The organism is Pseudomonas sp. NFPP07, from assembly GCF_900115645.1.
GTDB classification, from domain to species: domain Bacteria; phylum Pseudomonadota; class Gammaproteobacteria; order Pseudomonadales; family Pseudomonadaceae; genus Aquipseudomonas; species Aquipseudomonas chlororaphis.
Genome location: NZ_FOXG01000010.1, coordinates 180,694 through 203,638, shown reverse-complemented (window position 1 = coordinate 203,638; position 22,945 = coordinate 180,694). Strand labels below are relative to the sequence as shown.

At 64.8% G+C, this 22,945-nt stretch carries 16 protein-coding genes, 2 pseudogenes and 2 riboswitches; of the genes and pseudogenes, 7 read left to right on the top strand and 11 right to left on the bottom strand.

Annotated features, from left to right (window positions below; all coding sequences use genetic code 11):
• Positions 1-5: 5 nt before the first annotated feature.
• The gene (locus BM019_RS25055; protein WP_009044467.1) at positions 6-224 is read right to left on the bottom strand and encodes a DUF2970 domain-containing protein; all 219 of its coding nucleotides are present in this window, start codon (positions 222-224) and stop codon (positions 6-8) included.
• A gap of 173 nt (positions 225-397) precedes the next feature.
• Positions 398-4,108, bottom strand: coding sequence for a methionine synthase (gene metH, locus BM019_RS25050; protein ID WP_092421124.1), 3,711 nt, complete (start codon positions 4,106-4,108; stop codon positions 398-400).
• Positions 4,109-4,264: 156 nt separating this feature from the next.
• On the opposite strand from metH, the gene BM019_RS25045 reads away from it, so the two are divergent.
• Both BM019_RS25045 and nfuA read left to right on the top strand, forming a co-directional pair.
• Positions 4,265-6,556 (top strand): fatty acid cis/trans isomerase, encoded by a 2,292-nt coding sequence (locus tag BM019_RS25045; RefSeq protein ID WP_009044465.1) that lies wholly within the window; start codon positions 4,265-4,267, stop codon positions 6,554-6,556.
• Between the two features lie 203 nt (positions 6,557-6,759).
• Complete coding sequence (nfuA, locus tag BM019_RS25040) at positions 6,760-7,344, top strand: Fe-S biogenesis protein NfuA (RefSeq protein ID WP_007921862.1); 585 nt, start codon at positions 6,760-6,762, stop codon at positions 7,342-7,344.
• A gap of 153 nt (positions 7,345-7,497) precedes the next feature.
• Here nfuA and cobM read toward each other — a convergent pair whose 3' ends face one another.
• The 4 genes from cobM to BM019_RS25020 form a co-directional block, all read right to left on the bottom strand.
• Entirely contained in the window at positions 7,498-8,244 is a 747-nt protein-coding gene (gene cobM / locus BM019_RS25035) for a precorrin-4 C(11)-methyltransferase (protein ID WP_092421122.1), read from the bottom strand.
• Positions 8,245-8,324: 80 nt separating this feature from the next.
• Positions 8,325-8,738, bottom strand: a complete 414-nt coding sequence (locus BM019_RS25030; RefSeq protein WP_092421120.1) for a cobalamin biosynthesis protein — start codon at positions 8,736-8,738, stop codon at positions 8,325-8,327.
• On the bottom strand, positions 8,735-9,442 hold the full coding sequence (locus tag BM019_RS25025; protein WP_092421118.1) for a CbtA family protein: 708 nt from the start codon (positions 9,440-9,442) through the stop codon (positions 8,735-8,737). Before BM019_RS25025 ends, BM019_RS25030 begins: the two co-directional genes overlap by 4 nt.
• 11 nt (positions 9,443-9,453) lie before the next feature.
• Positions 9,454-9,642 (bottom strand): CbtB domain-containing protein, encoded by a 189-nt coding sequence (locus BM019_RS25020; protein WP_092421116.1) that lies wholly within the window; start codon positions 9,640-9,642, stop codon positions 9,454-9,456.
• A gap of 97 nt (positions 9,643-9,739) precedes the next feature.
• A riboswitch (cobalamin riboswitch) is annotated at positions 9,740-9,962 on the bottom strand.
• Between the two features lie 105 nt (positions 9,963-10,067).
• Positions 10,068-10,267: riboswitch (cobalamin riboswitch) on the top strand.
• A 95-nt stretch (positions 10,268-10,362) separates the two neighbouring features.
• On the opposite strand from BM019_RS25020, the gene cobW reads away from it, so the two are divergent.
• The 4 genes from cobW (at position 10,363) to BM019_RS25000 (ending at position 17,048) form a co-directional block, all read left to right on the top strand.
• Positions 10,363-11,430, top strand: a complete 1,068-nt coding sequence (gene cobW / locus BM019_RS25015) for a cobalamin biosynthesis protein CobW (RefSeq protein ID WP_092421114.1) — start codon at positions 10,363-10,365, stop codon at positions 11,428-11,430.
• Between the two features lie 3 nt (positions 11,431-11,433).
• On the top strand, positions 11,434-15,207 hold the full coding sequence (gene cobN / locus BM019_RS25010) for a cobaltochelatase subunit CobN (protein WP_092421112.1): 3,774 nt from the start codon (positions 11,434-11,436) through the stop codon (positions 15,205-15,207).
• A 177-nt stretch (positions 15,208-15,384) separates the two neighbouring features.
• Positions 15,385-16,392 (top strand): magnesium chelatase ATPase subunit I, encoded by a 1,008-nt coding sequence (locus BM019_RS25005; RefSeq protein ID WP_092421101.1) that lies wholly within the window; start codon positions 15,385-15,387, stop codon positions 16,390-16,392.
• A gap of 53 nt (positions 16,393-16,445) precedes the next feature.
• On the top strand, positions 16,446-17,048 hold the full coding sequence (locus BM019_RS25000) for a vWA domain-containing protein (RefSeq protein ID WP_175510728.1): 603 nt from the start codon (positions 16,446-16,448) through the stop codon (positions 17,046-17,048).
• Positions 17,049-17,104: 56 nt separating this feature from the next.
• Here BM019_RS25000 and BM019_RS24995 read toward each other — a convergent pair whose 3' ends face one another.
• Both BM019_RS24995 and BM019_RS24990 read right to left on the bottom strand, forming a co-directional pair.
• On the bottom strand, positions 17,105-17,428 hold the full coding sequence (locus BM019_RS24995) for a hypothetical protein (RefSeq protein WP_009044456.1): 324 nt from the start codon (positions 17,426-17,428) through the stop codon (positions 17,105-17,107).
• Between the two features lie 203 nt (positions 17,429-17,631).
• Positions 17,632-18,525, bottom strand: a pseudogene (locus BM019_RS24990) (2,4-dienoyl-CoA reductase); the annotation flags it as partial.
• Between BM019_RS24990 and BM019_RS24985 the strand changes: the two are divergent.
• Positions 18,505-18,852: pseudogene (locus BM019_RS24985) on the top strand (MerR family DNA-binding protein); the annotation flags it as partial. The pseudogenes BM019_RS24990 and BM019_RS24985 overlap by 21 nt on opposite strands.
• 87 nt (positions 18,853-18,939) lie before the next feature.
• Here the strand turns inward: BM019_RS24985 and BM019_RS24980 are convergent.
• The 3 genes from BM019_RS24980 to BM019_RS24970 form a co-directional block, all read right to left on the bottom strand.
• Positions 18,940-20,271, bottom strand: coding sequence for a Wzz/FepE/Etk N-terminal domain-containing protein (locus BM019_RS24980; RefSeq protein WP_239691104.1), 1,332 nt, complete (start codon positions 20,269-20,271; stop codon positions 18,940-18,942).
• A gap of 608 nt (positions 20,272-20,879) precedes the next feature.
• On the bottom strand, positions 20,880-22,418 hold the full coding sequence (locus tag BM019_RS24975; RefSeq protein ID WP_092421100.1) for an MFS transporter: 1,539 nt from the start codon (positions 22,416-22,418) through the stop codon (positions 20,880-20,882).
• Positions 22,415-22,912 carry a GlcG/HbpS family heme-binding protein gene (locus BM019_RS24970; protein ID WP_085534293.1) on the bottom strand — a complete coding sequence of 166 codons (498 nt, stop codon included), beginning with the start codon at positions 22,910-22,912 and terminating at the stop codon, positions 22,415-22,417. Before BM019_RS24970 ends, BM019_RS24975 begins: the two co-directional genes overlap by 4 nt.
• Between the last annotated feature and the right edge of the window lie 33 nt (positions 22,913-22,945).

Sequence of the window (22,945 nt, the reverse complement as noted above, 5' to 3'; positions counted from 1 at the left end):
GGCGTTCAAAGCCCCGCCAGGTGCACTACCAGCTTGACGATACCGAACAGGGTCAAGGCGAACACCGCGGTGAACAGAATGCCCAGGATCATGAAATGGCTGGGCTTGCCGTGGGTGAAGTCGCGCTTGCGGTTCTTGCCGCTCTGCACGCCAAAGGCCGCAGCGGCGACGCTTTGCAGCATCTGCCAAAGGGTCGGCGGCTTGTCGTTGGTGGGGTCGTCCATAAATCCCTCGACACAAATGGGTGTGGGGAAAGCATAGACAATATTCGCGTAGCTCCCGCCCACACACTCTGTAGGAGCGAGCTTGCTCGCGATCAAAACGTCAAGACAGCGCGATTCTTCAGATTCACCGCGTCATCGTTGACGTCTATCGCGAGCAAGCTCGCTCCTACAATTTAGTTGTCGTAGCCCAGGTTCGGCGCCAGCCAGCGCTCGGTCACGGCCTGGTCCTGGCCTTTGCGCGCGCTGTAGCTGCTGACCTGGTCCTTGTCGATCTTGCCCACGGCGAAGTACTGCGCCTGCGGATGGGCGAAGTACCAGCCGCTGACCGCCGCCGCCGGGAACATGGCGAAGTGTTCGGTGAGGAACACGCCGCTGCGCCCGGCCTTGCCTTCGGATGCCTCGGGATCGAGCAGGGCGAACAGGGTGCTCTTCTCGGTGTGGTCCGGGCAAGCCGGATAACCCGGGGCAGGGCGGATACCGCTGTACTGCTCCTTGATCAGCGCTTCGTTGTCCAGCTCTTCGTCCTTGGCATAGCCCCAGTAGTTTTTACGCACTTGCTGGTGCAGCCACTCGGCACAGGCCTCGGCCAGGCGGTCGGCCAGGGCCTTGACCATGATCGAGTTGTAGTCGTCGCCTTTGTCCTGATAGGCCTTGGCCACTTCTTCGGCGCCGATGCCGGCGGTGGTGATGAAACCACCGACGTAGTCGGTCACGCCGCTGTCCTTGGGCGCGACGAAATCGGCCAGGGAGAAGTTCGGCTTGCCATCGGTCTTGATGGTCTGCTGGCGCAGGTGGTGCAGCCTGGCCAAAAGCTGGCCGTCGGCGCCATAGACTTCCAGGTCGTCGTCCTGCACCTGGTTGGCTGGCCAGAAGCCGAACACCGCGCGGGCGCTGATCAGCTTCTCATCGATCAGCTTGTCGAGCATTTCCCGGGCGTCCTTGTACAACGCGGTGGCGGCTTCACCCACCACTTCGTCCTCGAGGATGCGCGGGAACTTGCCGGCCAGGTCCCAGGAGATGAAGAACGGCGTCCAGTCGATGTATTCGGCCAGGACCCGCAGGTCGATATTGTCCAGCACCTTGGCGCCGGTGAAGGTTGGCGTGGTTGGCTGGTAGCTGCTCCAGTCGAACTGCGGCTTCTTGGCCACGGCCGCCGGGTAGCTCAGGCGCTCGGTGCGGGCGCTGCGGTTGGCGGTGCGCTCGCGGACTTCCACGTACTCTTCGCGGGTGCGCTCGACGAAACCGGCCTTGAGTTCCTTGGACAGCAGCTGGGTGGCCACGCCCACGGCGCGCGAGGCGTCGGTGACGTAGACCACCGCGTCATTGCTGTACTTGGGCTCGATCTTCACCGCCGTGTGCGCCTTGGAGGTGGTGGCGCCACCGATCATCAGCGGCAGGTGGAAGTCCTGGCGCTGCATTTCCCGGGCGACGTGGACCATCTCGTCCAGTGACGGGGTGATCAGGCCGGACAGGCCGATGATGTCGCACTTCTGTTCCTTGGCCACCTGCAGGATCTTCTCCGCCGGCACCATCACGCCGAGGTCGACGATGTCGTAGCCGTTGCAGCCCAGGACCACGCCGACGATGTTCTTGCCGATGTCATGCACGTCGCCCTTGACCGTGGCCATGAGGATCTTGCCCTTGGCTTCCGGCTTGTCGCCTTTTTCCAACTCGATGAACGGGATCAGGTGGGCCACGGCCTGCTTCATCACCCGGGCGGACTTGACCACCTGGGGCAGGAACATTTTGCCGGCGCCGAACAGGTCGCCGACGATGTTCATGCCGGCCATCAGCGGGCCTTCGATCACTTCGATCGGGCGGGCGAAGGACAGTCGCGACTCTTCGGTGTCCTCGACAATGTGGGTGGTGATGCCCTTGACCAGGGCGTGCTCCAGGCGCTTGTTGACGTCCCAGTTGCGCCACTCTTCGGTCTCGGCTTCCTTGACGCTGCCGTCGCCCTTGTACTTGTCGGCGATGGCGAGGAGGGCGTCGGTGCCTTCCGGGGTGCGGTTGAGGATCACGTCCTCCACGGCGTCGCGCAGCTCCTGCGGGATCTGGTCGTAGATCTCCAACTGGCCGGCGTTGACGATACCCATGGTCAGGCCGTTGCGGATCGCATACAGCAGGAACACCGAGTGGATCGCCTCGCGCACCGGGTTGTTGCCGCGGAAGGAGAACGACACGTTGGACACGCCGCCGGAACTCAGCGCATAGGGCAGCTCGTCGCGGATGTAGGCACAGGCGTTGATGAAGTCCACCGCGTAGTTGTTGTGTTCCTCGATGCCGGTGGCCACGGCGAAGATGTTCGGGTCGAAGATGATGTCTTCCGGCGGGAAGCCGACGTCGTTGACCAGGATGTCGTAGGAGCGCTTGCAGATTTCCTTCTTGCGCGCCTCGGTGTCGGCCTGGCCGGCTTCGTCGAAGGCCATCACTACCACGGCGGCACCATAGCGCTTGCACAGCTTGGCGTGATGAATGAACTGCTCGACGCCTTCCTTCATGCTGATGGAGTTGACGATGCCCTTGCCCTGGATGCACTTGAGGCCGGCTTCGATCACTTCCCACTTGGAGGAGTCGATCATGATCGGCACGCGCGAGATGTCCGGCTCACCGGCGATCAGGTTGAGGAAGGTCACCATGGCCTTCTTCGAGTCCAGCATGCCTTCGTCCATGTTGATGTCGATCACCTGGGCGCCGGCTTCGACCTGCTGCAGGGCGACTTCCAGGGCTTCGGTGTAGTTCTCTTCACGGATCAGGCGGGCGAACTTGGCGGAACCGGTGATGTTGGTGCGTTCGCCGACGTTGACGAACAACGACTGGTGATCGATGGTGAACGGCTCCAGGCCCGACAGTCGGCAGGCCTTGGGAATTTCCGGGATCTGCCGCGGGGCATAGCCGGCGACGGCCTTGGCAATGGCCTCGATGTGCCCCGGGGTGGTGCCGCAGCAGCCGCCGACGATGTTCAGGAAGCCGCTTTGGGCGAACTCTTCGATGACCTTGGCGGTTTGCGCCGGCAGTTCGTCGTACTCGCCGAATTCGTTGGGCAGGCCGGCGTTGGGGTGCGCGGAGACGTGGGTGCTGGCCTTGTTCGACAGCTCTTCCAGATAAGGGCGCAGTTCACTGGCGCCAAGGGCGCAGTTGAGGCCGACGGAGATTGGCCTGGCGTGGGCCACCGAGTTCCAGAAGGCTTCGGTGGTCTGCCCGGACAGGGTGCGGCCCGAGGCGTCGGTGATGGTGCCGGAGATCATGATTGGCAGTTCGAGGCCCAGCTCTTCGAACACGCCCTGCACGGCGAAGATCGCCGCCTTGGCGTTGAGGGTGTCGAAGATGGTCTCGATCAGGATCAGGTCGGCGCCGCCCTCGATCAGGCCCTTGGTGGCCTCGGTGTAGTTCTCCACCAGTTCGTCGAAGGTGACGTTGCGATAGCCGGGGTTGTTGACGTCCGGCGACAGCGAGCAGGTGCGGCTGGTCGGGCCCAGGACGCCGGCGACGAAGCGCGGCTTGTCCGGGGTCTCCAGGGTCTTGGCGTCGGCCACCTGGCGGGCCAGGCGCGCGCCTTCGACGTTGAGTTCGTAGACCAGCGCTTCCATGCCGTAGTCGGCCATGGAAATCTGCGTGGCGTTGAAGGTGTTGGTCTCGAGGATGTCGGCGCCGGCATCCAGGTAGGCTTTCTCGATGCCGCCGATCACGTCCGGACGGGTCAGCACCAGCAGGTCGTTGTTGCCCTTGACGTCGCTCGGCCAGTCGGCGAAGCGTTTGCCACGGTAGTCCTGCTCCTCGAGCTTGTAGCTCTGGATCATGGTGCCCATGCCGCCGTCGAGAATCAGGATGCGCTCTTTGAGGGCTTGCTGAAGGGCTTGGAGGCGCGTGCTGCGATCGGACATGAAAGACTACCTGGAAGGGCCATTACGAAGGGCGAGGATCATAGCAAACCTGTGCGCTTTTAGAGCATGCGGCGCTTTTGCATGAATATCGCTCATGTTGGTGGCCGTGCTGGCCCGGTAGAATCGCCGGATTTTCTTATGGATTGGACCAGGGATATGTCTTACCGCGTTGTCATCGGCAGTGTGTTGCTGCTTTTAAGTTCGCTCGCCAGTGCCGAGGGTCCCGCGCCAGCGATCTCCTACACCCGCGATATCCAGCCGATCTTCACCGAGAAGTGCGTGGCCTGCCACGCCTGCTACGACTCGGCCTGCCAGCTCAACCTCGGCAGCGGCGAGGGCGCGGCCCGCGGCGCCTCGAAGATCCCGGTGTACGACGGCGAACGCAGCAAGGCGCAGACACCGACCCGCTTGTTCTACGACGCTTCCGGCAAGCACGCCTGGCAGGGCATGGGCTTCTACTCGGTGCTCGACGCCCAGGGCAGCCAGGCGGCGCTGATGGCACGCATGCTCGAGCTGGGCCACAAGACGCCGTTGCAACCCAACGCCAAGCTGCCGGACAACATCGTCCTGGGCCTGAACCGCGAGAACATGTGTGCGCAACCGGCCGAATTCGATGGTTATGCCAAGGCCCATCCGCGCGAAGGCATGCCGCTGGCGGTGACCGGCCTGACCGATCAGCAATACCAGACCCTGCAACGCTGGCTGGCCTCCGGTGCGCCGATCGACGAGCAGGGCCTGGCGCCGAGCGCCAGGGAAGCGATGCAGGTGCTGCAGTGGGAAAATCTGCTCAATGCCCCGGGCGCCCGGGAAAGCCTGGTGGCCCGCTGGCTGTTCGAGCACTGGTTCCTCGCCCATATCTACTTCGAGGGCGGCGAGCCGGGGCATTTCTTCCAGTGGGTGCGTTCGCGCACGCCGAGCGGCCAGCCGATCGACCTGATCAACACCCGTCGGCCCAACGACGACCCGGGCACCCAGGTGTATTACCGCCTGTGGCCGGTGCAGGGGGTGATCGTGCACAAGACCCACATCACCTACCCGCTGAGCGCGGCGAAGATGGCGCGGGTCAAGACCCTGTTCTACAGCGGCGATTACCAGGTCACCGCGCTGCCGGGTTATGGCCCGGGCCGCCGCGCCAACCCGTTCGAGACCTTCGAGGCGATTCCGGCCAAGGCCCGCTACCAGTTCATGCTGGATAACGCCGAGTACTTCGTGCGCACCTTTATCCGCGGTCCGGTGTGTCGCGGGCAGATTGCCACCGACGTGATCCGCGACAACTTCTGGGCGCTGTTCCAGGCCCCGGAACACGACCTCTATATCACCGACCCGGCCTACCGCGGCCAGGCCACGCCGCTGCTGGCCATGCCCGGGCAGAACGACGACGTCGGCAGCGTGCTGAGCCTGTGGCTGGCCTACCGCGACAAGCGCAACGAATACGAGATCCTGCGTCGCGATTCCTACGCCGATGCGCCGCCGCCAAGCTGGTCGACCCTATGGGCGGGCAACGACAACGCGTTGCTGAGCATTTTCCGTCACTTCGACAGCGCCTCGGTGACCAAGGGCCTGATCGGCGAGGTGCCGCAGACGATGTGGCTGTTCGACTACCCGCTGCTGGAGCGCACCTATTACCAGTTGGCGGTCAACTTCGATGTGTTCGGCAACGTCTCGCACCAGGCGCAGACCCGCCTGTACTTCGACCTGATCCGCAACGGCGCCGAGCAGAACTTCCTGCGCCTGATGCCCGCCGGCACCCGCGAGGACTTCCTTGACGATTGGTACCAGAACAGCGGCAAGTTCAAGATGTGGCTGGACTACGAGTCCATCGACGACGACAAGGCCAGCGCCCTGGTGCTGGACGAAAAGGATCCGAAACGCGACTTCGCCAACCAGTTGCTGAACCGTTACGGCGACCTCAATGCGCGGCCCGATCCGATCAACCGCTGTGACGGCGCCTACTGCTCGCGGCCGAATATCGACCCGGCGCTGCAGAACGCCGAACAGGCCCTCAGCGGCCTGGTTTCGCGGCCAGCGGCCGGCATGCGGGTCATCGACCTGTTGCCGGAGGCCACCATGCTGCGCATCCAGGCACCGAGCGGCAAGCGGGTGTTCTACAGCATGCTGCGCAACCGCGCCCACAGTAACGTGGCGTTCCTGCTGGGCGAGTCGCTGCGCTACCAGCCCGGCCTGGACACCCTGACCATCTATCCGGGCGTGCTCAGCAGCTACCCGAACTTCATATTCAACATTCCCGCCGGGCAGGTGCCGGAGTTCGTGGCCGAGATGGAAAACGCCAAGGACGCCCACCGTTTCGAGAAAATCGTCGAGCGCTGGGGGATCCGTCGCAGCCATCCGCAGTTCTGGCAGTACTTCCATGACCAGACCCAGTACATCCTCGAGACCGATCCGAAAGAGGCGGGCGTACTGGACATGAACCGCTACGAGAACCTCTGAAGGCGCCAAGCCCTTGAAATCCCGGGTCGCAGCCCTCAGGTTGCGGCCCGGCCCATTCCGGAAAAGCCTTGTAAAAAATCCCAGGCGTTGCGTTGACCACGCAGCGCGGGCCTATCGACCAAGGTCTATCCCGACAAAAATACTAGGACTTTGTCCGGCACGCCGATTGGCGTAAACTGCGCCCACGCCTGCGAGGAATTTCCATGACCGCTATTACCATTACCGACGCCGCCCACGATTATCTGGCTGATCTGCTCTCCAAGCAGAACACCCCGGGCATTGGCATCCGCATCTTTATCACCCAGCCAGGGACTCAGTACGCCGAGACCTGCATCGCCTATTGCAAGCCGGGTGAAGAGAAACCCGAAGACAAAGCCCTGGGGCTGAAGAGCTTCACCGCCTACATCGACGCCTTCAGCGAAGGTTTCCTCGATGACGCGGTGGTCGACTACGCCACCGACCGCATGGGCGGCCAGCTGACTATCAAGGCACCCAACGCCAAGGTGCCGATGGTCAACGCCGACAGCCCGGTCAACGAGCGCATCAACTACTACCTGCAAACCGAGATCAACCCGGGGCTGGCCAGCCACGGCGGCCAGGTCAGCCTGATCGATGTGGTCGAGGACGGCATCGCCGTGCTGCAGTTCGGTGGTGGTTGCCAAGGCTGCGGCCAGGCCGACGTGACCTTGAAGGAAGGCATCGAGCGCACCCTGCTCGAGCGCATTCCCGAGCTCAAGGGGGTACGTGACGTCACCGACCACACGCAGAAAGAAAACGCCTACTACTAAGGCGTTCGCTGCGAACATGAAAAACGGCGCCCCGTGAGCGCCGTTTTTTATGCCCATTATTCCAGGTGTCTTGCGGCGCCTGGATCGCGAGCAAGCTCGCTCCCACAGGGGGGCACGATCAACTGTAGGAGCGAGCTTGCTCGCAATACACCCTCAAGGCCGATACAGGTGCGCATGCCCGGCGCGATACAACGATGACTCGCTGAAGGCATCGGTGGCCAGCACCCGGCCCACCAGGATCAGCGCCGTGCGCCGAAAACCCTTGGCCTGGACCTTTTCGGCAATGTCCGCCAGGGTGCCCAGCACCCAGTCCTGGTCCGGCCAGGTCGCCCGGTGCACCACGGCAATCGGGCAATCGGCGCCGTAGTGGGGCAGCAGCTCGGCGACAATCTTTTCCAGATGGTTGACCCCCAGGTGAATCGCCATGGTGGTGCCGTGGGCGGCCAGGCTGGCGAACGCCTCGCCGGCGGGCATCGAGGTCTTATCGGCATAGCGGGTCAGGATCACGCTCTGGGCGACGTCCGGCAGGGTCAGTTCGGCCCCCAGCAAGGCCGCGCAGGCCGCGGTGGCCGTCACGCCGGGGATGATCTCGAAGGGGATGCCCAGCTCGCGCAGACAGCGAATCTGCTCGCCGATGGCGCCGTACAGGCTCGGGTCGCCGGAATGTACCCGGGCCACGTCCTGGCCTTTGCCATGGGCGTCCTTGATCAGCTCGATGATCTGTTCCAGGTGCAGCTCGGCGCTGTTGACCAGCTGTTCGGCGCGATGGCCCTGGAGCACGGCTTCGGGCACCAGGGAGCCGGCATAGATGATGACCGGGCAGCTGTGGATCAGCCGCTGGCCCTTGACGGTGATCAGTTCCGGATCGCCGGGACCTGCGCCGATAAAAAAGACGGTCATGGCGTTCTCCTGTGAAAAAAGGGCGAGGCAACCTCACAGATGAAGATTGCTCATGATCAGCGGCGGGGATTATCGAAGATTTACCCGGAGCAGGCCAAGGCGAGGGTCGCCTGGGCGTATTTCTGCCGCGGGACCAGCAGCTTTGCCGGGCTTCGGGCCAGGCGTTCGGCCAGGGCCAGGGCGGCACTTTCGGCGACGCCGTAGCAGCCGGTGCGCTCGTAGGCGATCTCTGAACGATGGCTGAGTTGCAGCACATAAGGCGTCAGCTGGTTACTGCTGAAACAGGTCAGGGGCAGGTCCAGCTGCGCGGCCAGGGCCAGCAGGCCGGGTTCCTCGCATTTCAGGTCGATGCTGGCCAGGGCCTTGATCTGCCCGAGGTTGATGCAATGGGCACTCAGGGTCTGGTCGAGCAGGGCGCGCAAGGTCTCCACCGGGCAGCCCCGCTGGCAGCCCAGGCCGACCACCAGGGTCGGCGCTGTGCTGGCGTGCGTCATGCCGAGTACTGATCGTCGCTCTTGCGGCGGAACAGCCAGGCGCTGATCAGGCCCAGGGCCAGCCAGAACGCGGCGTTGGTCAGCTGCGAAGCGATCTTGAACTGCGCCTCGAGCTCCTCCGGGGCGAGCATCGAATGCACTTGCGGTTGTGGCGCGCCGATGAGATGCGGCACGGCGAGGATGGCCACGCCCAGCACTTTCAGCAGCCAGTTCCGGGCGAAGACGATCAGGGCAATGCCGACCGCGGTGGAAGCGGCGGTGCCGACCCACCAGATCTGCCGTTGCGCCAGGTCCGCGGCGGCGGTGCCGGGCAGTTCGGGCGGCAGGCCGAGGGTCGGCGCCAGGCAGAAGGTCGCATAACCGGCCAGGCCCCAGAGCAGGCCCTGGGACGTACGGTTTGGCGCGCGCAGGGTGTAGAGGCCGGCGAGCATCAGGGCGAAGCCCACGGCGACCACCAGGTTGCCGCCGGTGGTGGACAGCACGCGCTGCCAGCCGTCTTCCGGCTCCCAGGCTTCGGCCTCGTGGCTGTGGGCGGCGCTGCCGGCGGCGTGCTCATGCACTGCTTCATGCTGGGCGGCCGGGGCCTTCTCATAGGTTTCCGCCTCCAGGATCAGCGGCGCGACCCAGAAGCTTTGCAGCAGGGTCAGCAGCAGGGCCGCCAGCAACCCGGTGAACCCCGCGGTTTGCGCGATACGCTTGATCATCTCGGCAGGTCTCAGTGGCAAGGGAAGGCGGCGCTATGACGGGTATCGTGGGCGGCGTTGTGCACCGCTTCGATATGGGAGAAACCGGCGAAATACACAAGGCACGCGCCGAGAATCGAGGCGCCGATGGAGGCGACCAGGCGTTGGCTCAGGGTGGCGGTACTGCTGCTGGAGTGGCTGGTGCTGCTGATGATCGACATGGCGCTTCCCTCTGGTGTGTCAGCGGGTGAATCGAGCGCAGCAAAACCCCGCGAAACGGGCTCGCAGGGAATTAACAGCGCCCGCCCACCGCGGGTTTGTTATGACTGTGTAGCGGGCCGGTCTCCGGGCTCGCGAGGGGCGGGGCTTGCGCCTGGCCTGCAAGAATCGCCTTCCCATGCCGGACTGCTGGCACAGTGGATCTGATTCTTCGCTCGCTTACCGTTGCGGGGGCAGCACCGGACTGATCAAGGCTTTTGGCCTGTGACGCACCGGTTTCCCGTTTCACCCTGTGAAGGGCACCCGTAACAAGGTGTGTAGGAGAGCATGGGCGAGGGAGGGGCGTCAATTGGCAAGGGTTCTCGTTTTCGATCGCAATTGGCCTGTCCTTGCGCTGCATGAACATTGACCGCCCCCCAAGCTCTGCGTAGCCTTGCGCTTTCGAGGTTCTTCGGCGTCTGCCGAAGCTAAGAAGGGAACGCGGTCCAAGCCGCGGCTGCCCCCGCAACTGTAAACGGTGATGAACGATGCAAGGCCACTGCCAGGCGGCGGGAAGGCGCATCGTTGGCCAGTCGAACGACCGGCACGCCGTCAGCCAGGAGACCTGCCTCGGACCTGATTCTCACTACAACCGGGCGGGGTGATCCGGTGGCGAACCTTTCCGTGCAGCTGCCTGCGCGGTTCTCGTCCCGTATGCCCGCCACCTTGCCAAAGGGCATCCGATGAAAACACTGGCCAAACTTCCCGTCACCATCGTTACCGGCTTCCTCGGCTCGGGCAAAACCACCTTGCTGCGGCACATGCTGGACAACGCCCAGGGCCGACGCATCGCGGTGATCGTCAACGAGTTCGGCGAGCTGGGCATCGACGGCGAGATCCTCAAGCAGTGTTCCATCGGTTGCACCGAGGAAGAAGCCAGTGGTCGCGTCTACGAGCTGGCCAACGGCTGCCTGTGCTGCACCGTACAGGAAGAGTTTTTCCCGGTGATGCGCGAGCTGGTGGCCCGTCGCGGCGACCTCGACCATATCCTGATCGAAACCTCTGGCCTGGCCCTGCCAAAACCTTTGGTCCAGGCTTTCCAGTGGCCGGAAATCCGCAGCGCCTGCACCGTCGACGCGGTGATCACCGTGGTCGACAGCCCGGCCGTGGCCGCCGGCACTTTCGCCGCCTTCCCGGACCAGGTCGACGCCCAGCGCAAGCTCGACCCGAACCTGGACCATGAGTCACCGCTGCATGAGCTGTTTGCCGACCAGCTGTCCAGCGCCGACCTGGTGATCCTCAACAAGGCCGACCTGATCAACCCGGCAGACCTGGCCAAGGTGCGCCTGGAAGTGGCCGAGGAGCTGCCGCCGGCGGTGAAAGTCATCGAAGCCAGCAGCGGTCGCCTGCCGCTGGACGTGCTGCTGGGCCTGGGCAACGGTTCGGAAGAACACATCGACGGCCGCCACAGCCATCACGATCATCACCACGATGGCGACGATCATGATGATCATGACCACGACGCCTTCGATTCCATCTCCATCGAGCTGCCCCAGGCCGACGAAAGCCTGCTGCTGGACGCCCTGACCCAACTGGTGGTGCAGCACGGCATCCTGCGGGTCAAGGGTTTCGCGGCGATTCCCAACAAGCCGATGCGCCTGTTGATCCAGGGCGTGGGCACGCGTTTCGACAAGCACTTCGACCGCCAGTGGGGCGCCGACGAAGCCCGTACCACGCGCCTGGTGCTGATCGGTCAGGCGCTGGACGCTGTGCTGCTCGAAGCGCAATTGCGCGCTGCGCTTAGCGTGTAAGCCATGCACCTGCTCAGGACCCAGCCCGGCGGTTTCGTGTCGGATGACAACATTGCCGACCTTGGACAAACCCCCGCCGAGCTGGTGATCCTGTGCAGCGGCGACTCCAGCCTGGCGCTGCTGGCCGAGGCGGCGCAGCAATTGCCGGAGGACTACCCGAGCTTTCGCCTGGCTAACCCGATGCAGGTGCAGAACCATGCCTCGGTCGACCTGTATGTCGACCAGGTGCTGCGCCACGCCAAGGTGATCCTGCTTTCCCTGCACGGCGGCATCGCCTATTGGCGTTATGGCATCGAGCAACTGGTGCAGCTGGCGCAACGCGGCGTGCAGCTGATCCTGGTGCCGGGCGACGACCGCCCGGACCCGGAACTGAGCGACCTGAGCACGGTGCCCGCCGGCGACCGCGAGCGCCTCTGGCACTTCCTGCGCCAGGGCGGCATGGGCAATGCGCTGAACCTGTACCGCTGCCTGGCCAGTGGCTGGCTGGGGCGCGATTACCCTTGGTCCGAGCCGCAGACCCTGCCGCGCACGGCGATCTACCACCCGCGAAAAAGCAGCGCCGCCCTCAGCGATTGGCAAGCCGACTGGCGGGCCGGCCAGCCGGTGGCGGCGCTGCTGTTCTACCGCTCGCATTTGCAGGCGGCCAACACCGCCTTTATCGATGAGTTCTGCCGGCGCTTGTTGGCGGCGGGCCTGAACCCGCTGCCGATTGCCCTGGCCAGCCTGAAAGAGCCCGGTTGCCTGGCGGTGGTCGAGGACCTGTTGGATGAAGTTGAGGCAGGGGTGATTCTCAACACCACCGGCTTTGCCCAGTCCAGCCCGGAGGCGCCGCACCTGCGACCGTTCCGCCGCGATATCCCGGTGATCCAGGCCATCTGCGCCCAGGACAACGAACCCGGCTGGCGCGCCAGCGAGCAGGGCCTGGGGCCGCGGGACCTGGCGATGCATATTGCCTTGCCGGAACTGGACGGGCGCATCATCAGCCGGCCCATCAGCTTCAAGGACCTGGCCTGGCGCAGCGAGCGCAGCCAGTCGGACGTGGTCTGCTACCGCCCGGCCCCCGAGCGCATGGATTTTGTCGCCGAACTGGCGCGGCGCTGGGTCGATCTGGCCCGGCTGCCCAATGCTGAAAAACGTATCGCCCTGATCCTCGCCAACTACCCGACCCGCGACGGCCGCATCGGCAATGGCGTGGGCCTGGATACGCCGGCGGCGGCGCTGAACATCCTGCGCGCCCTGCAAGCCGAGGGTTACCCGTTGCCGGCCGAGTTGCCCGACAGCGGTACGGCGCTGATCCAGCAACTGCTCGGCGGCGTCAGCAACGACCTGGACAGCCTCGACCTGCGTCCGTGCCAGCAAAGCCTGGCGCTGGACGAGTACCAGGCCATGTTCGACGCGCTGCCCGAAGCCAATCGCCTGGCGGTGACGGAACGCTGGGGCGGGCCGGAAAACGACCCGATGTTCCGCGGCGGGCGGATGATGATCGCCGGCCTGCGTTTTGGCCTGACCTTTGTCGGCATCCAGCCGGCGCGCGGTTATCAGGTCGATCCGAGCGCGGTCTATCACGATCCGGACCTGGTGCCGCCCCACGGCTACCTGGCGTTCTACTTCTGGCTGCGCCAGACCTACGGTGCCCACGGGCTGATCCACGTCGGTAAGCACGGCAACCTGGAGTGGCTGCCGGGCAAGGGCGTCGGCCTGTCCGAAAGCTGCTGGCCGGACGTGCTGCTGGGGCCGCTGCCGAATATCTATCCATTCATCGTCAATGACCCGGGCGAGGGCGCCCAGGCCAAGCGCCGGACCCAGGCGGTGATCATCGACCACCTGATGCCGCCGCTGACCCGCGCCGAAACCTACGGCCCGCTGCGCGACCTGGAACTGCTGGCCGACGAGTACTACGAAGCCCAGTTGCTCGATCCGCGCCGCGCCCGCGAGTTGCAGAAAGACATTCTCAAGCTGGTGCGGGTGACCCGGATCGACCGCGAACTGCAGCTGGACGGGCAGCTCGACGGCGAGGCCGACGCGGCGCTGTGGCTGCCGCGCCTGGATACCTACCTGTGCGACCTGAAGGAGTCACAGATCCGCGATGGCCTGCATGTGTTCGGCGAATCGCCGGTGGGCCGTCTGCGTATCGACACTTTGCTGGCCTTGCTGCGCATTCCCCGTGGCGATGGCCGGGGCGGGCAGTCGAGCCTATTGCGGGCCCTGGCCAAGGCTTTCGAGCTGGGTTTCGATCCGCTGGATTGCGCCCTGGCCGAGCCCTGGAGCGGGCGCCGGCCACAGGCCTTGCAGGACATCAGCGAGCAGCTGTGGCGTAGCGCCGGGGATACGCGGGAGCGTCTGGAGCTGTTTGCCGGGCGCTTGATAGAAGCGGCCTTGGCCGGTGAGGTCGAGCAACTGAGCGAGCCCGGCTGGAGCGAGGTCAAGGCGATCATCGACAGCCTGCGCGAAGTAGTGGCGCCGCGCCTGGATGCCTGCGGCCCGGCGGAAATGCGTGGCTTGCTGGATGCCCTGGGCGGGCGTTTTGTGCCGGCCGGGCCCAGCGGCGCACCGAGTCGCGGGCGCCTGGATGTTCTGCCCACCGGGCGCAATTTCTACTCGGTGGATGTGCGCAACCTGCCGACCACCACCGCCTGGCGCATCGGTTTCCAGTCGGCCAACCTGATCCTCGAACGGCACCTGCAGGACCATGGCGACCACCTGCGTCAGCTCGGCCTGTCGGTGTGGGGCACCGCGACCATGCGCACTGGCGGCGACGATATTGCCCAGGCCATGGCGCTGATGGGCGTGCGCCCGGTGTGGGCCACCGGCAGCCAGCGGGTCGACGACTTCGAGATCATGCCGCTGAGCCTGCTGGACCGCCCGCGGGTAGACGTGACTTTGCGGGTGTCCGGGTTCTTCCGCGATGCCTTCGCCAACCTGATCCGCCTGTTCGACGCCGCGGTGCAGGCGGTGGCCGCGCTGGACGAGCCGGACGACCTCAACCCGCTGGCGGCCAAGGTCCGCGCCGAGCGTGAAGCGCTGCTGCAGTCCGGCCTGGATGCCGAGGCCGCGCAGCGCCAGGCCGGCTGGCGGATCTTCGGCGCCAAGCCCGGGGCCTATGGCGCGGGCGTGCAGGGCGCTATCGACGCTCGCCTGTGGCAGAGCCGCGAGGACCTGGCCGAGGTCTACCTGAACTGGGGCGGCTACGCCTATGGCGGCGCCGACGAAGGCACCGCGGCCCGTGGCCAGTTCGCCCAGCGCCTGAGCCAGGTGCAGGCGGTGCTGCAGAACCAGGACAACCGCGAGCACGACCTGCTGGATTCCAACGACTACTACCAGTTCCAGGGCGGCATGCTCGCGGCGGTGGAAAGCCTCAGCGGCGAAAAGGCCTCCAGCTACCACGGCGACCACAGCCAGCCGGACCTGCCGAAGATCCGCAGCCTCAAGGAAGAGCTGAGCCGGGTGGTCCGCTCCCGCGCGGCCAACCCGAAGTGGATCGCAGGGGTGAAACGCCACGGCTACAAGGGCGCCTTTGAAATGGCCGCCACCGTGGATAATCTGTTCGCCTTCGACGCCACCACCGAACTGATCGACGATCACCAGTACGCCCTGCTGGCCGACGCCTATCTGCTGGACCCGGCGACCCGCGAATTCATCCGCCAGCACAACCCCCATGCGTTGCGCGACATGACCGAGCGCCTGCTCGAGGCCCAGCAGCGCGGGATGTGGCAGGCGCCCGGCGAGTACCGCGAGGCCCTGGAAAACCTGCTGCTGGATATTGAAGAAGATGGCTGATGCTCCTGTAGCCGCTGCCGCGGGCTGCGATCGGGCCCGCAGGGCCCGCTGGGGCAGGCGACGCGGCCGGTCAGATGCCAAAGCGTCGTCTGTTTTATGCCGACTGCGTCGTCAATCGCAGCCTGCGGCAGCGGCTACATCGATTGATGTTCGTGCACCCCTTTACCGAGAACCGACATGAGCGATACCCCACATTTCCCGCTGTCCGCCGTGGTCGGCGCCGATGACCTGAAACTGGCGCTGTGCCTGACGGCCATCGACCCGAAAATCGGCGGGGTGTTGATCGAAGGCCCGCGGGGCATGGCCAAGTCGACCCTGGCCCGCGGCCTGGCGGACCTGCTGGCCAGCGGGCAGTTCGTCACCTTGCCCCTGGGCGCGACCGAAGAGCGCCTGGTCGGCACCCTGGACCTGGACGCGGCGCTGGGCGAAGGCCGGGCGCAGTTTTCCCCGGGGGTGTTGGCCAAGGCCGATGGCGGGGTGCTCTACGTCGACGAGGTGAACCTGCTGCCGGACCATCTGGTGGACCTGCTGCTGGACGTGGCCGCCAGCGGCACCAACCTGATCGAGCGCGACGGTATTTCCCACCGGCATTCGGCCAGGTTCGTGCTGATCGGCACCATGAACCCGGAGGAGGGCGAGTTGCGCCCGCAACTGCTGGACCGCTTTGGCCTCAACGTCGCCCTGAGCGGGCAGACGCCGCCCGCTGAACGGGGGCAGATCATTCGCCGGCGGCTGGATTTCGACAGCGATCCCCAGAACTTCTGCCAGCAATGGGCCGCCGAGCAGGCGGCGCTACGCCAGCGCTGCCAGCAGGCGCGTCTGTTGCTGGCGGAGATCGCCCTGGACGATCGAGCGCTGGAGCGGATCACCGAACGCTGTTTCGCCGCCGGCGTCGATGGCCTGCGCGCGGACCTGGTCTGGCTGCGTGCCGCCCGCGCTCATGCGGCCTGGCGTGGTGCCCGGGCTATCGAGGAGCAGGACATAGACGCGGTGGCCGAATTCGCTCTGCGCCATCGCCGTCGCGACCACCCGCCGAGCGCGGCGCATCAGCCGCAGCCGTCTTCCGCGCCATCCCCGGCCCAATCCAGCCCCGCCGAAGGCCAGGGCCAATGGGGCGAGCTGCCGGCCCAGACGCTGGCCACCGGCGCCCGGCGTGAAGTGCCGAGCTGGCCAAAAAAGCCCTAGGCATTCGCCCCCGGTCCGACGCGGGGGCGAATGCCAAGTCCTGCGCCGGGCGGTTGGACAAGGGCAGGCAAGGCCGCGCGCGCACGGCCGTCCATGGCTCGATCAACTGGCCCGGCACCTTGCTCAATGGCCGGCCCCGCCAGCGTGACGATCTGTTGTGGTACCTGCGCAGCCGTTCGCCCCATGAACTGTGGCTGGTGATTGTCGATGCGTCGGCCTCGACCCGCCGCCATCAGGCACTGAGCGATGCCAAGGGGCTGCTGGCCCAGCTGTTCGATGATGCCTACCGGCAGCGCGCGCGCCTGGCCCTGCTGACCGCCAGCGGCCGCGCGCCGAACTGGCAGGTGCAGGGTTTGAAGGCTTCGAAGGATTTGCGCGACTGGCTCGACGGGCTGGGCGCGGGCGGCGGCACGCCGTTGCTGGCGGCCTTGGCCGAGGCGGGACGGTGGCTGGTCTCGCGGCAGAAGCGTTACCCGGCCGAGCAGCAACGGGTACTGCTGCTCACCGATGGCCGGCTCAAGACCTTGCCGCCCTTGGCGCGCCTGGGTTGCCCGACCCTGTTGATCGATATCGAACGCGGGCCGATCCGCCTCGGCCGCGCTCGCGAGCTGGCGCAGCAGCTGGATGCGCAGTACCGGCATATCGATGGGGTGTGATGGGGTGAGGGCAGTCCGGCCGTGAGCCGGCCGACGACTGCCCCCGGATCAGCGTTTTAGCCGCCGAAAGGAGCGGAACGGATGGCTTCGCCTTTCCTGGCGCAGGAAGGCGGGTTGGTCATGCCCAGGGTGAGCAGGTTGCCGCCGTTGATGATGCAGTTGAACTCCTTGTTGTCGTTGGTTTTCAAGGCCACATAGGTGTTGGTGCCTTCGGTGCGACGGCTGACGATGCTGACGTCCGAGGGGGCATAACCCAGGGCGCCGCTGGTCTGGGATTTGATCTGTTCATCGCTCAGGGTATTGGTCTTGCCGGCGATCGAATTGCAACCGGCGAGTCCGAGGGTGAGGGCACAAGCCAAGGCAAGGGGGACGACTCTCATGTGTTGCTCCTTTATTAGGGTGAGGTCCGCCGGAAATCCTAGCAGCGGCGTATTTTTTTGCTGGGTGCCCTGGATGTTTTTTGCGATCCGCTGCGCGAATCGAGCATTACCAGCCGACGGACGGATGCGTTTGCTCGGGCGCCCCGTCCTTTCCCTTGAGCGCGGGCAAGAGTGTCCCCTTGCTTGCGCTCTTGCATCGGCTATTACCTGGCCATTTCCTGTCGGTACTGGCGCGTGCGCCTGGGGCTGTTCAACTGGTCGAGCAGCAGCGCCAGCCAGGGGCGTACTTGAGGTTTGGGCGCGCGCCCGCGACTGAGGCGATGCATCTGCAGGCGGACGATGGTTATGGTCGCCAGGGAGGCCAGGGGCTTGCGTTTCCAGCGTAGCGGCGGCAGTTGCGGATGGCTGTGCTGGCCGCTGCGCCAGAGCCGGGACAGGGCCGGCTCGAGGGCCAGGGCGGTGGCGATGCCGGCCATCGCGATACCGCTGTCCAGCACTTGTTGCACCACCGGCAGGCGGCGGATGCCGCCAGTGACCATCACCGGCATCCGCGCCACGGGCGCCAGTTCGCTGGCCATTTCGATGAAGTAGGCTTCGCGCGCCAGGGTCCGGCCGTCGCGCACTTCGCCCTGCATGGCCGGGGACTCGTAGCTGCCGCCGGACAGCTCCAGCAGGTCCACCGGCAGGCCGTTGAGCATCTCGATGACCTGGCGCGCGTCCCTGGCATCGAAGCCGCCGCGCTGGAAGTCGGCGGAGTTGGGCTTGACCGAGACACAGAACGTGGCCGAAACTCTCTCCCGTACCGCCTTGATCACCTCCACCAGCAGATGCGCGCGGTTCTCCGGCGAGCCGCCCCATTGATCGCTGCGGCGGTTGGTCAGGGGTGAGAGGAACTGGCTGATCAGGTAGCCGTGGGCGGCATGGATCTGCACCCCTGAAAAACCGGCCTGTTCGGCCAGCCAGGCACTATTGGCGAAGCGCTGGATGATCTCGGCGATGTCCTCTTCGCTCATGGACCTGGGTTCGGCGAACATTTTCGAGAACTGCCCCATGTCCAGGGCCACTGCCGATGGCGCCAGGGCCTGCTGCCCCAGGTCCAGCGCCAGGCCAACGGCTATCGCCGTTACCCACCGCAGATCCTGCAGACCCTGAAGATCATCCAGTGCGCCCAGCAGGCCGGGTTCAGCCTGGAGGAACTCAAGCAACTGCTGCCGGGCTGCGAGTCGAGTGACCTTGACCATCAGGCCCTGCTGCAAAGCCTCGAGCGCAAGGTCGGGCAGATCGAGGACATGCAGCGGCACCAGGCCCAGAGCAAGGCGCAACTGCTGGAGATCATCGACAACATCCGCGACCGCCCGGAAGGCATGGATTGTTCCGAGAACGCCGAGCGGGTCATGGCATCGATCAAGGGTGGGGTGTTCTGAGCCATCTGTGTTTCGGGGCGCCTGAAACAATTTGGGCGACCATCGCGGTCGCCCAAAAGGTGTTTCAGGTTTGGCGGATCGAACCGCTTACTGTGGCGTATCGTTGCCTTTGCCCCGAATGTTGCCGGACTGGTCCAGCAATACTGGGGTGGCGAGCAAGGCATCGTGGTGGGATGCACGGTACGAGTGGACGAAGTGACGAATCAGGGCGATGGCCACACCGAGCATCAGGCCCAGTACCAGCGACAGGATGATGACCAGGGCGGGCTTCGGCTTGAGCGGGCTCACCGGTTGCAAGGCCTTGCGATCGATGGTGACCAGTTTCAGCCGGTCCATATCGATGTTCAGGTTGCGCAGGCGAGCCACTTCAGCCCTGAGCGGAAAAACGTCCTTCAGGAAAATGTCCTCGTTGGAGCGCTTGTTCAGTTCCTGCACCTGGCGGTTGACCTGCAGCATCTGCAGTTCCTTGCCGATTTCGGCGATACGCTTCTCGGTGAAATCGTCAGAGGTGCGTTTCTGCAGGGCTGCGCGCTCGGCCTCGAGGGTTTCATAGCCCATGAAATACAACGGGATGCTCTGAGTGTTGACCTCGGTGCGCATCACCTGGGTCGAGCCGGCGCGGGAGGCGTCGGACATCGAGGACGGCGTGGTTGGCGTGCGGATGCCCATCGACTTGGCGATGGTGATCGCTTCGGCCAGTTCGGCCAGACGATCCTTGCGCTGTTCTTTCAACTGCCCGCGCAAGGCCTTGAGTTCGTCCTCGAGCTGCGCGCGGCGAATATTATCGCTTTCGAGCAAGGCCGCGATTTTCGATTCCTTGTCGGTTTCATAGTTGGAGCGCGCCGCGGCAATCTTGCCTTTGAGTTCATTGAGCCGGTTGTTGACGATGACCTTGAGGTCGGCGCCAATGCGTTCCCGTTCAGCATCGATGGCGTATTCGACGAAACCGTTGAGGATCTGTACCCCGTTGACATCCTTGGGATATTGCATTTCCAGCTTGATGTAGCTGCTCAGGGCGTTGTCTTTTTTCGGATCTGGCTGAACCAGCTTTATCGAGTCGCGGTTGAAGTCCTCGAAGCTTTGTTCGAGTGTTTGTCCTGGGCGTTTGAAGGCCTGGAACAGATCCTGATGAGAACGGAAGAACTCCAGTCGTGTTTCATAGGACTCAAGTGCTGCGCCGACCTTGGACAAGGCATCTGCGGGCGGCAGTTTGTAGACTTCCGAGCGATTGAGGGCGTCGAGTTCATTCAGGGCGGCTGGGCGTAATACGCTGCTCACCTCATATACACGGGGAGCCAATAGCGCATAAGCCATACCCACCAGTGTCACGGCAACGGTACAACCGATTACCAGCATCTTTTGCTGCCAGACGGATTGGAACAATGCAAACAGATCAATTTCATCCGCGTCAGCATTCATCTGAGGCCGGGGAACAATATTCAAAATCAGCACACCTCTAATTCATGTGAATCCTAACCCTGTCATGCCGTACCCCAGACGGAGCATGCATGCAGGGCTGCCCCCGTGATGAGGCTCCTTGCCGATGGGCGCCACTCGTTGCCAGAAAAAAACCATGAGATGGGGCTGTTTTCTTGCGAGAGATAGTTGGCAGGCCGCTTTCCGAGCTAGGTCCCGGAAATGGCTGTTTCGATGCCGAGCGCCTTTAACGTAACTCTTGAATCCTGAAGGCACTTTGCCATTGGCGTTGGTGAAGACGTTAAGTGGGCGAATATTACAGGAATGCTCGGGAGGATAAATATATGAATTTAACCGTACCTTCATAATTCGCCTTATCTATTGCTGTTTGGATAGCAAAGCGGCCTGTTTCCCATATGGAAGTTTATCGGTGCCCCATAAGAGGGCGGGTAGGCTTACAAGTTGTGAGTATTTCTAATAGCCTGGCAGTTGGCCTCAAAAGAATGGGCGATAGAACACCCTGAGGTTTTATTGGTGCTGGGCAGATCATGACTGGCCTGATACAGAGTTGTCGCACCTTGAGCGCGAGAGGGGGCGAGCCCCATGAGTGTTCACTCCACGCTCAGCGTCAAAGGCCGCGGCTGCGGGATGGGATTGCGCATCAGCGTGCCCACCGTCACTGCCGCCAGCAGCGCCAGCAGGCCGGCCACCCAGAGCACCATGCCGAAACCGTCGATAAAGGCCTGGCGGGCCAGTGGTTCGACCAGTTCTTTCGCGGAGTCGGGCAGCAATGCCAGGGCTGCGGGCATGTCGCCGGCCACCACCCGGGAGGCGATGGCCTGGTCCTGGTCGAGCCATTGCGCGGCGTTTGCGCCCAGGCTGGCGTGCAGGCGTTGCTGGGTATGGCTGCCGAGCAGGGCGCCGAACACGCCAATGGCCAGCATGATGGCGCTGAAGCGCATGGTGGTGCTCAGGCCCGAGGCCATGCCGGCGCGGTCGCGGGGCACGCAGGCCATGATGTTTTTCTGCGTGTCGCCGTTGAGCAGGCCGGCGCCAGCACCCGTCACCGCGATGGCCAGGGCAAAGCTCAGGTAGCCGCCAGCCTGCACGGCCCAGGCGGCGAGCAGGTTGCCGCAACCGACCAGGGTCAGGCCGGCGGCCATCAGGGTCGCCGGGGCATAACGCGTCGCCAGGCGCACACCGATGCGCGGACAGATCAGCATGGTCAGGGCAAATGGCAGCATGCCCAGCCCCGAGGCGATCGCCGAGAAGCCCAGGCCGTTCTGCAGGTAGAAGGGCAGCAGGGTCATCATCACCTGGGCGCAGCCGGCGTAGGCGAACATCCCCAGCAGGGCACCGATGAAGCGCGGATGGCGGAACAACTGCAGGTCGACCATGGGCCGGTGCTGCACCCGCTCGATCAGCACGAACAGCCCGAGCAACACCATGCCGCCCAGCAGCCGGGCGTAGGTCAGCGGGTGGCTCCAGCCGATGCGATTGGCTTCGATCAGGCCCCAGATCAGGCACAGCAGGCTGGCGCTGAAGGCCAGGCTGCCCCAGGGGTCGAGGCGGGCGGCCTGGGTGTCGCGGGACTCGGGTATCGCGCGCAACACCATCAGCACCAGCAGCCCGCCCACCGGCAGGTTGAGGTAGAAGATCCAGCGCCAGCCGATGAACTCGGTGATCAGGCCGCCGACGGTGGGCGCGGCGGTCATCGCCACGCCCATGCAGGCTCCCCAGAACGCCCAGGCCTTGGCCCGTTCGACCTCGTCATGGAAGGTGTGGCCGATGGTGGCCAGGGCCGAGGTCAGCAGCAGCGCCGCGCCGACCCCCTTGATCGCCCGGGCGATGTCGAGCAACAGCACGTTGGGCGCGGCGCCACAACCGAGGGAGGCGAGGATGAACAGCCCGAGGCCGCAGAGCAGGGTGCGCTTGCGCCCGAAGCGGTCAGCCAGGCTGCCGGCCGGTAGCAGCAGCGCGGCGAAGGCCAGCATGTAGGCGCTGACCACCCACTCGATATCGGCGAAGTTGGCCCCCAGGTCGCGGGCGATGCTCGGCAGGGTCACCGCGACAATGTTGGTGTCGAGCACGATCAGCGAGCACACCCCGGAAGCGGTGAGCAGGGTCAGGCGCGGGCTGGCCGGCCTCATGGCTGCACCCGTTGACCCAGCGCGGCGAGGGCGGCCTGGGCGATTTCATCGTCATGGGCCGGGGTGTCGGCGCTGATGCCGATGGCGCCGATCACCTGGCCGTCGACGCGGATCGGCTGCGCGCCTTTCATCATCAGCAGGCCCGAGGTGATGGCCGCCTGGCGCCCGCCGTTGATGGCGTTTTCCAGGTCGCCGGAGGGGCGCTTGAACAATGCCGAGGTCCGCGCCTTGCCCTGGGCCAGTTCGATACCGGCCACCACCGGCGCGCCGTCCATGCGCGCGCTGAGGATCGGCCAGCCGCCGTCGTCGACGATCGCCACGGCGCAGGGCCAGCCCTTGGCCGAGGCGGTGTCCTGGGCGGCCTTGAGCAGTTGTTGGGCGGTGGCGAAATTGAGGATTGCCTTCTGGGCAACGTCGGCGTCTTTCTCGGCGGCGAAAGTCGTGGGCACGCTGCAGCAAGTGATCATGGCCAGAAACAGTGGTTTGACGTGCATGGCGTGGGCTCTCTACTGTGAAGGTCTGGCCAG

Excerpts from the sequence above, each read along its gene's own strand:
- cobN (WP_092421112.1), top strand. The coding sequence starts at position 11,434 with ATGCACCTGCTCAGGACCCAGCCCGGCGGTTTCGTGTCGGATGACAAC.
- BM019_RS25025 (WP_092421118.1), bottom strand. The coding sequence starts at position 9,442 with ATGATCAAGCGTATCGCGCAAACCGCGGGGTTCACCGGGTTGCTGGCG.
- nfuA (WP_007921862.1), top strand. The coding sequence starts at position 6,760 with ATGACCGCTATTACCATTACCGACGCCGCCCACGATTATCTGGCTGAT.
- BM019_RS25030 (WP_092421120.1), bottom strand. The coding sequence starts at position 8,738 with ATGACGCACGCCAGCACAGCGCCGACCCTGGTGGTCGGCCTGGGCTGC.
- BM019_RS25055 (WP_009044467.1), bottom strand. The coding sequence starts at position 224 with ATGGACGACCCCACCAACGACAAGCCGCCGACCCTTTGGCAGATGCTG.
- BM019_RS24975 (WP_092421100.1), bottom strand. The coding sequence starts at position 22,418 with ATGAGGCCGGCCAGCCCGCGCCTGACCCTGCTCACCGCTTCCGGGGTG.
- BM019_RS24980 (WP_239691104.1), bottom strand. The coding sequence starts at position 20,271 with ATGAATGCTGACGCGGATGAAATTGATCTGTTTGCATTGTTCCAATCC.
- cobW (WP_092421114.1), top strand. The coding sequence starts at position 10,363 with ATGAAAACACTGGCCAAACTTCCCGTCACCATCGTTACCGGCTTCCTC.
- metH (WP_092421124.1), bottom strand. The coding sequence starts at position 4,108 with ATGTCCGATCGCAGCACGCGCCTCCAAGCCCTTCAGCAAGCCCTCAAA.
- BM019_RS24995 (WP_009044456.1), bottom strand. The coding sequence starts at position 17,428 with ATGAGAGTCGTCCCCCTTGCCTTGGCTTGTGCCCTCACCCTCGGACTC.
- BM019_RS25020 (WP_092421116.1), bottom strand. The coding sequence starts at position 9,642 with ATGTCGATCATCAGCAGCACCAGCCACTCCAGCAGCAGTACCGCCACC.
- BM019_RS24970 (WP_085534293.1), bottom strand. The coding sequence starts at position 22,912 with ATGCACGTCAAACCACTGTTTCTGGCCATGATCACTTGCTGCAGCGTG.
- BM019_RS25045 (WP_009044465.1), top strand. The coding sequence starts at position 4,265 with ATGTCTTACCGCGTTGTCATCGGCAGTGTGTTGCTGCTTTTAAGTTCG.
- cobM (WP_092421122.1), bottom strand. The coding sequence starts at position 8,244 with ATGACCGTCTTTTTTATCGGCGCAGGTCCCGGCGATCCGGAACTGATC.
- BM019_RS25005 (WP_092421101.1), top strand. The coding sequence starts at position 15,385 with ATGAGCGATACCCCACATTTCCCGCTGTCCGCCGTGGTCGGCGCCGAT.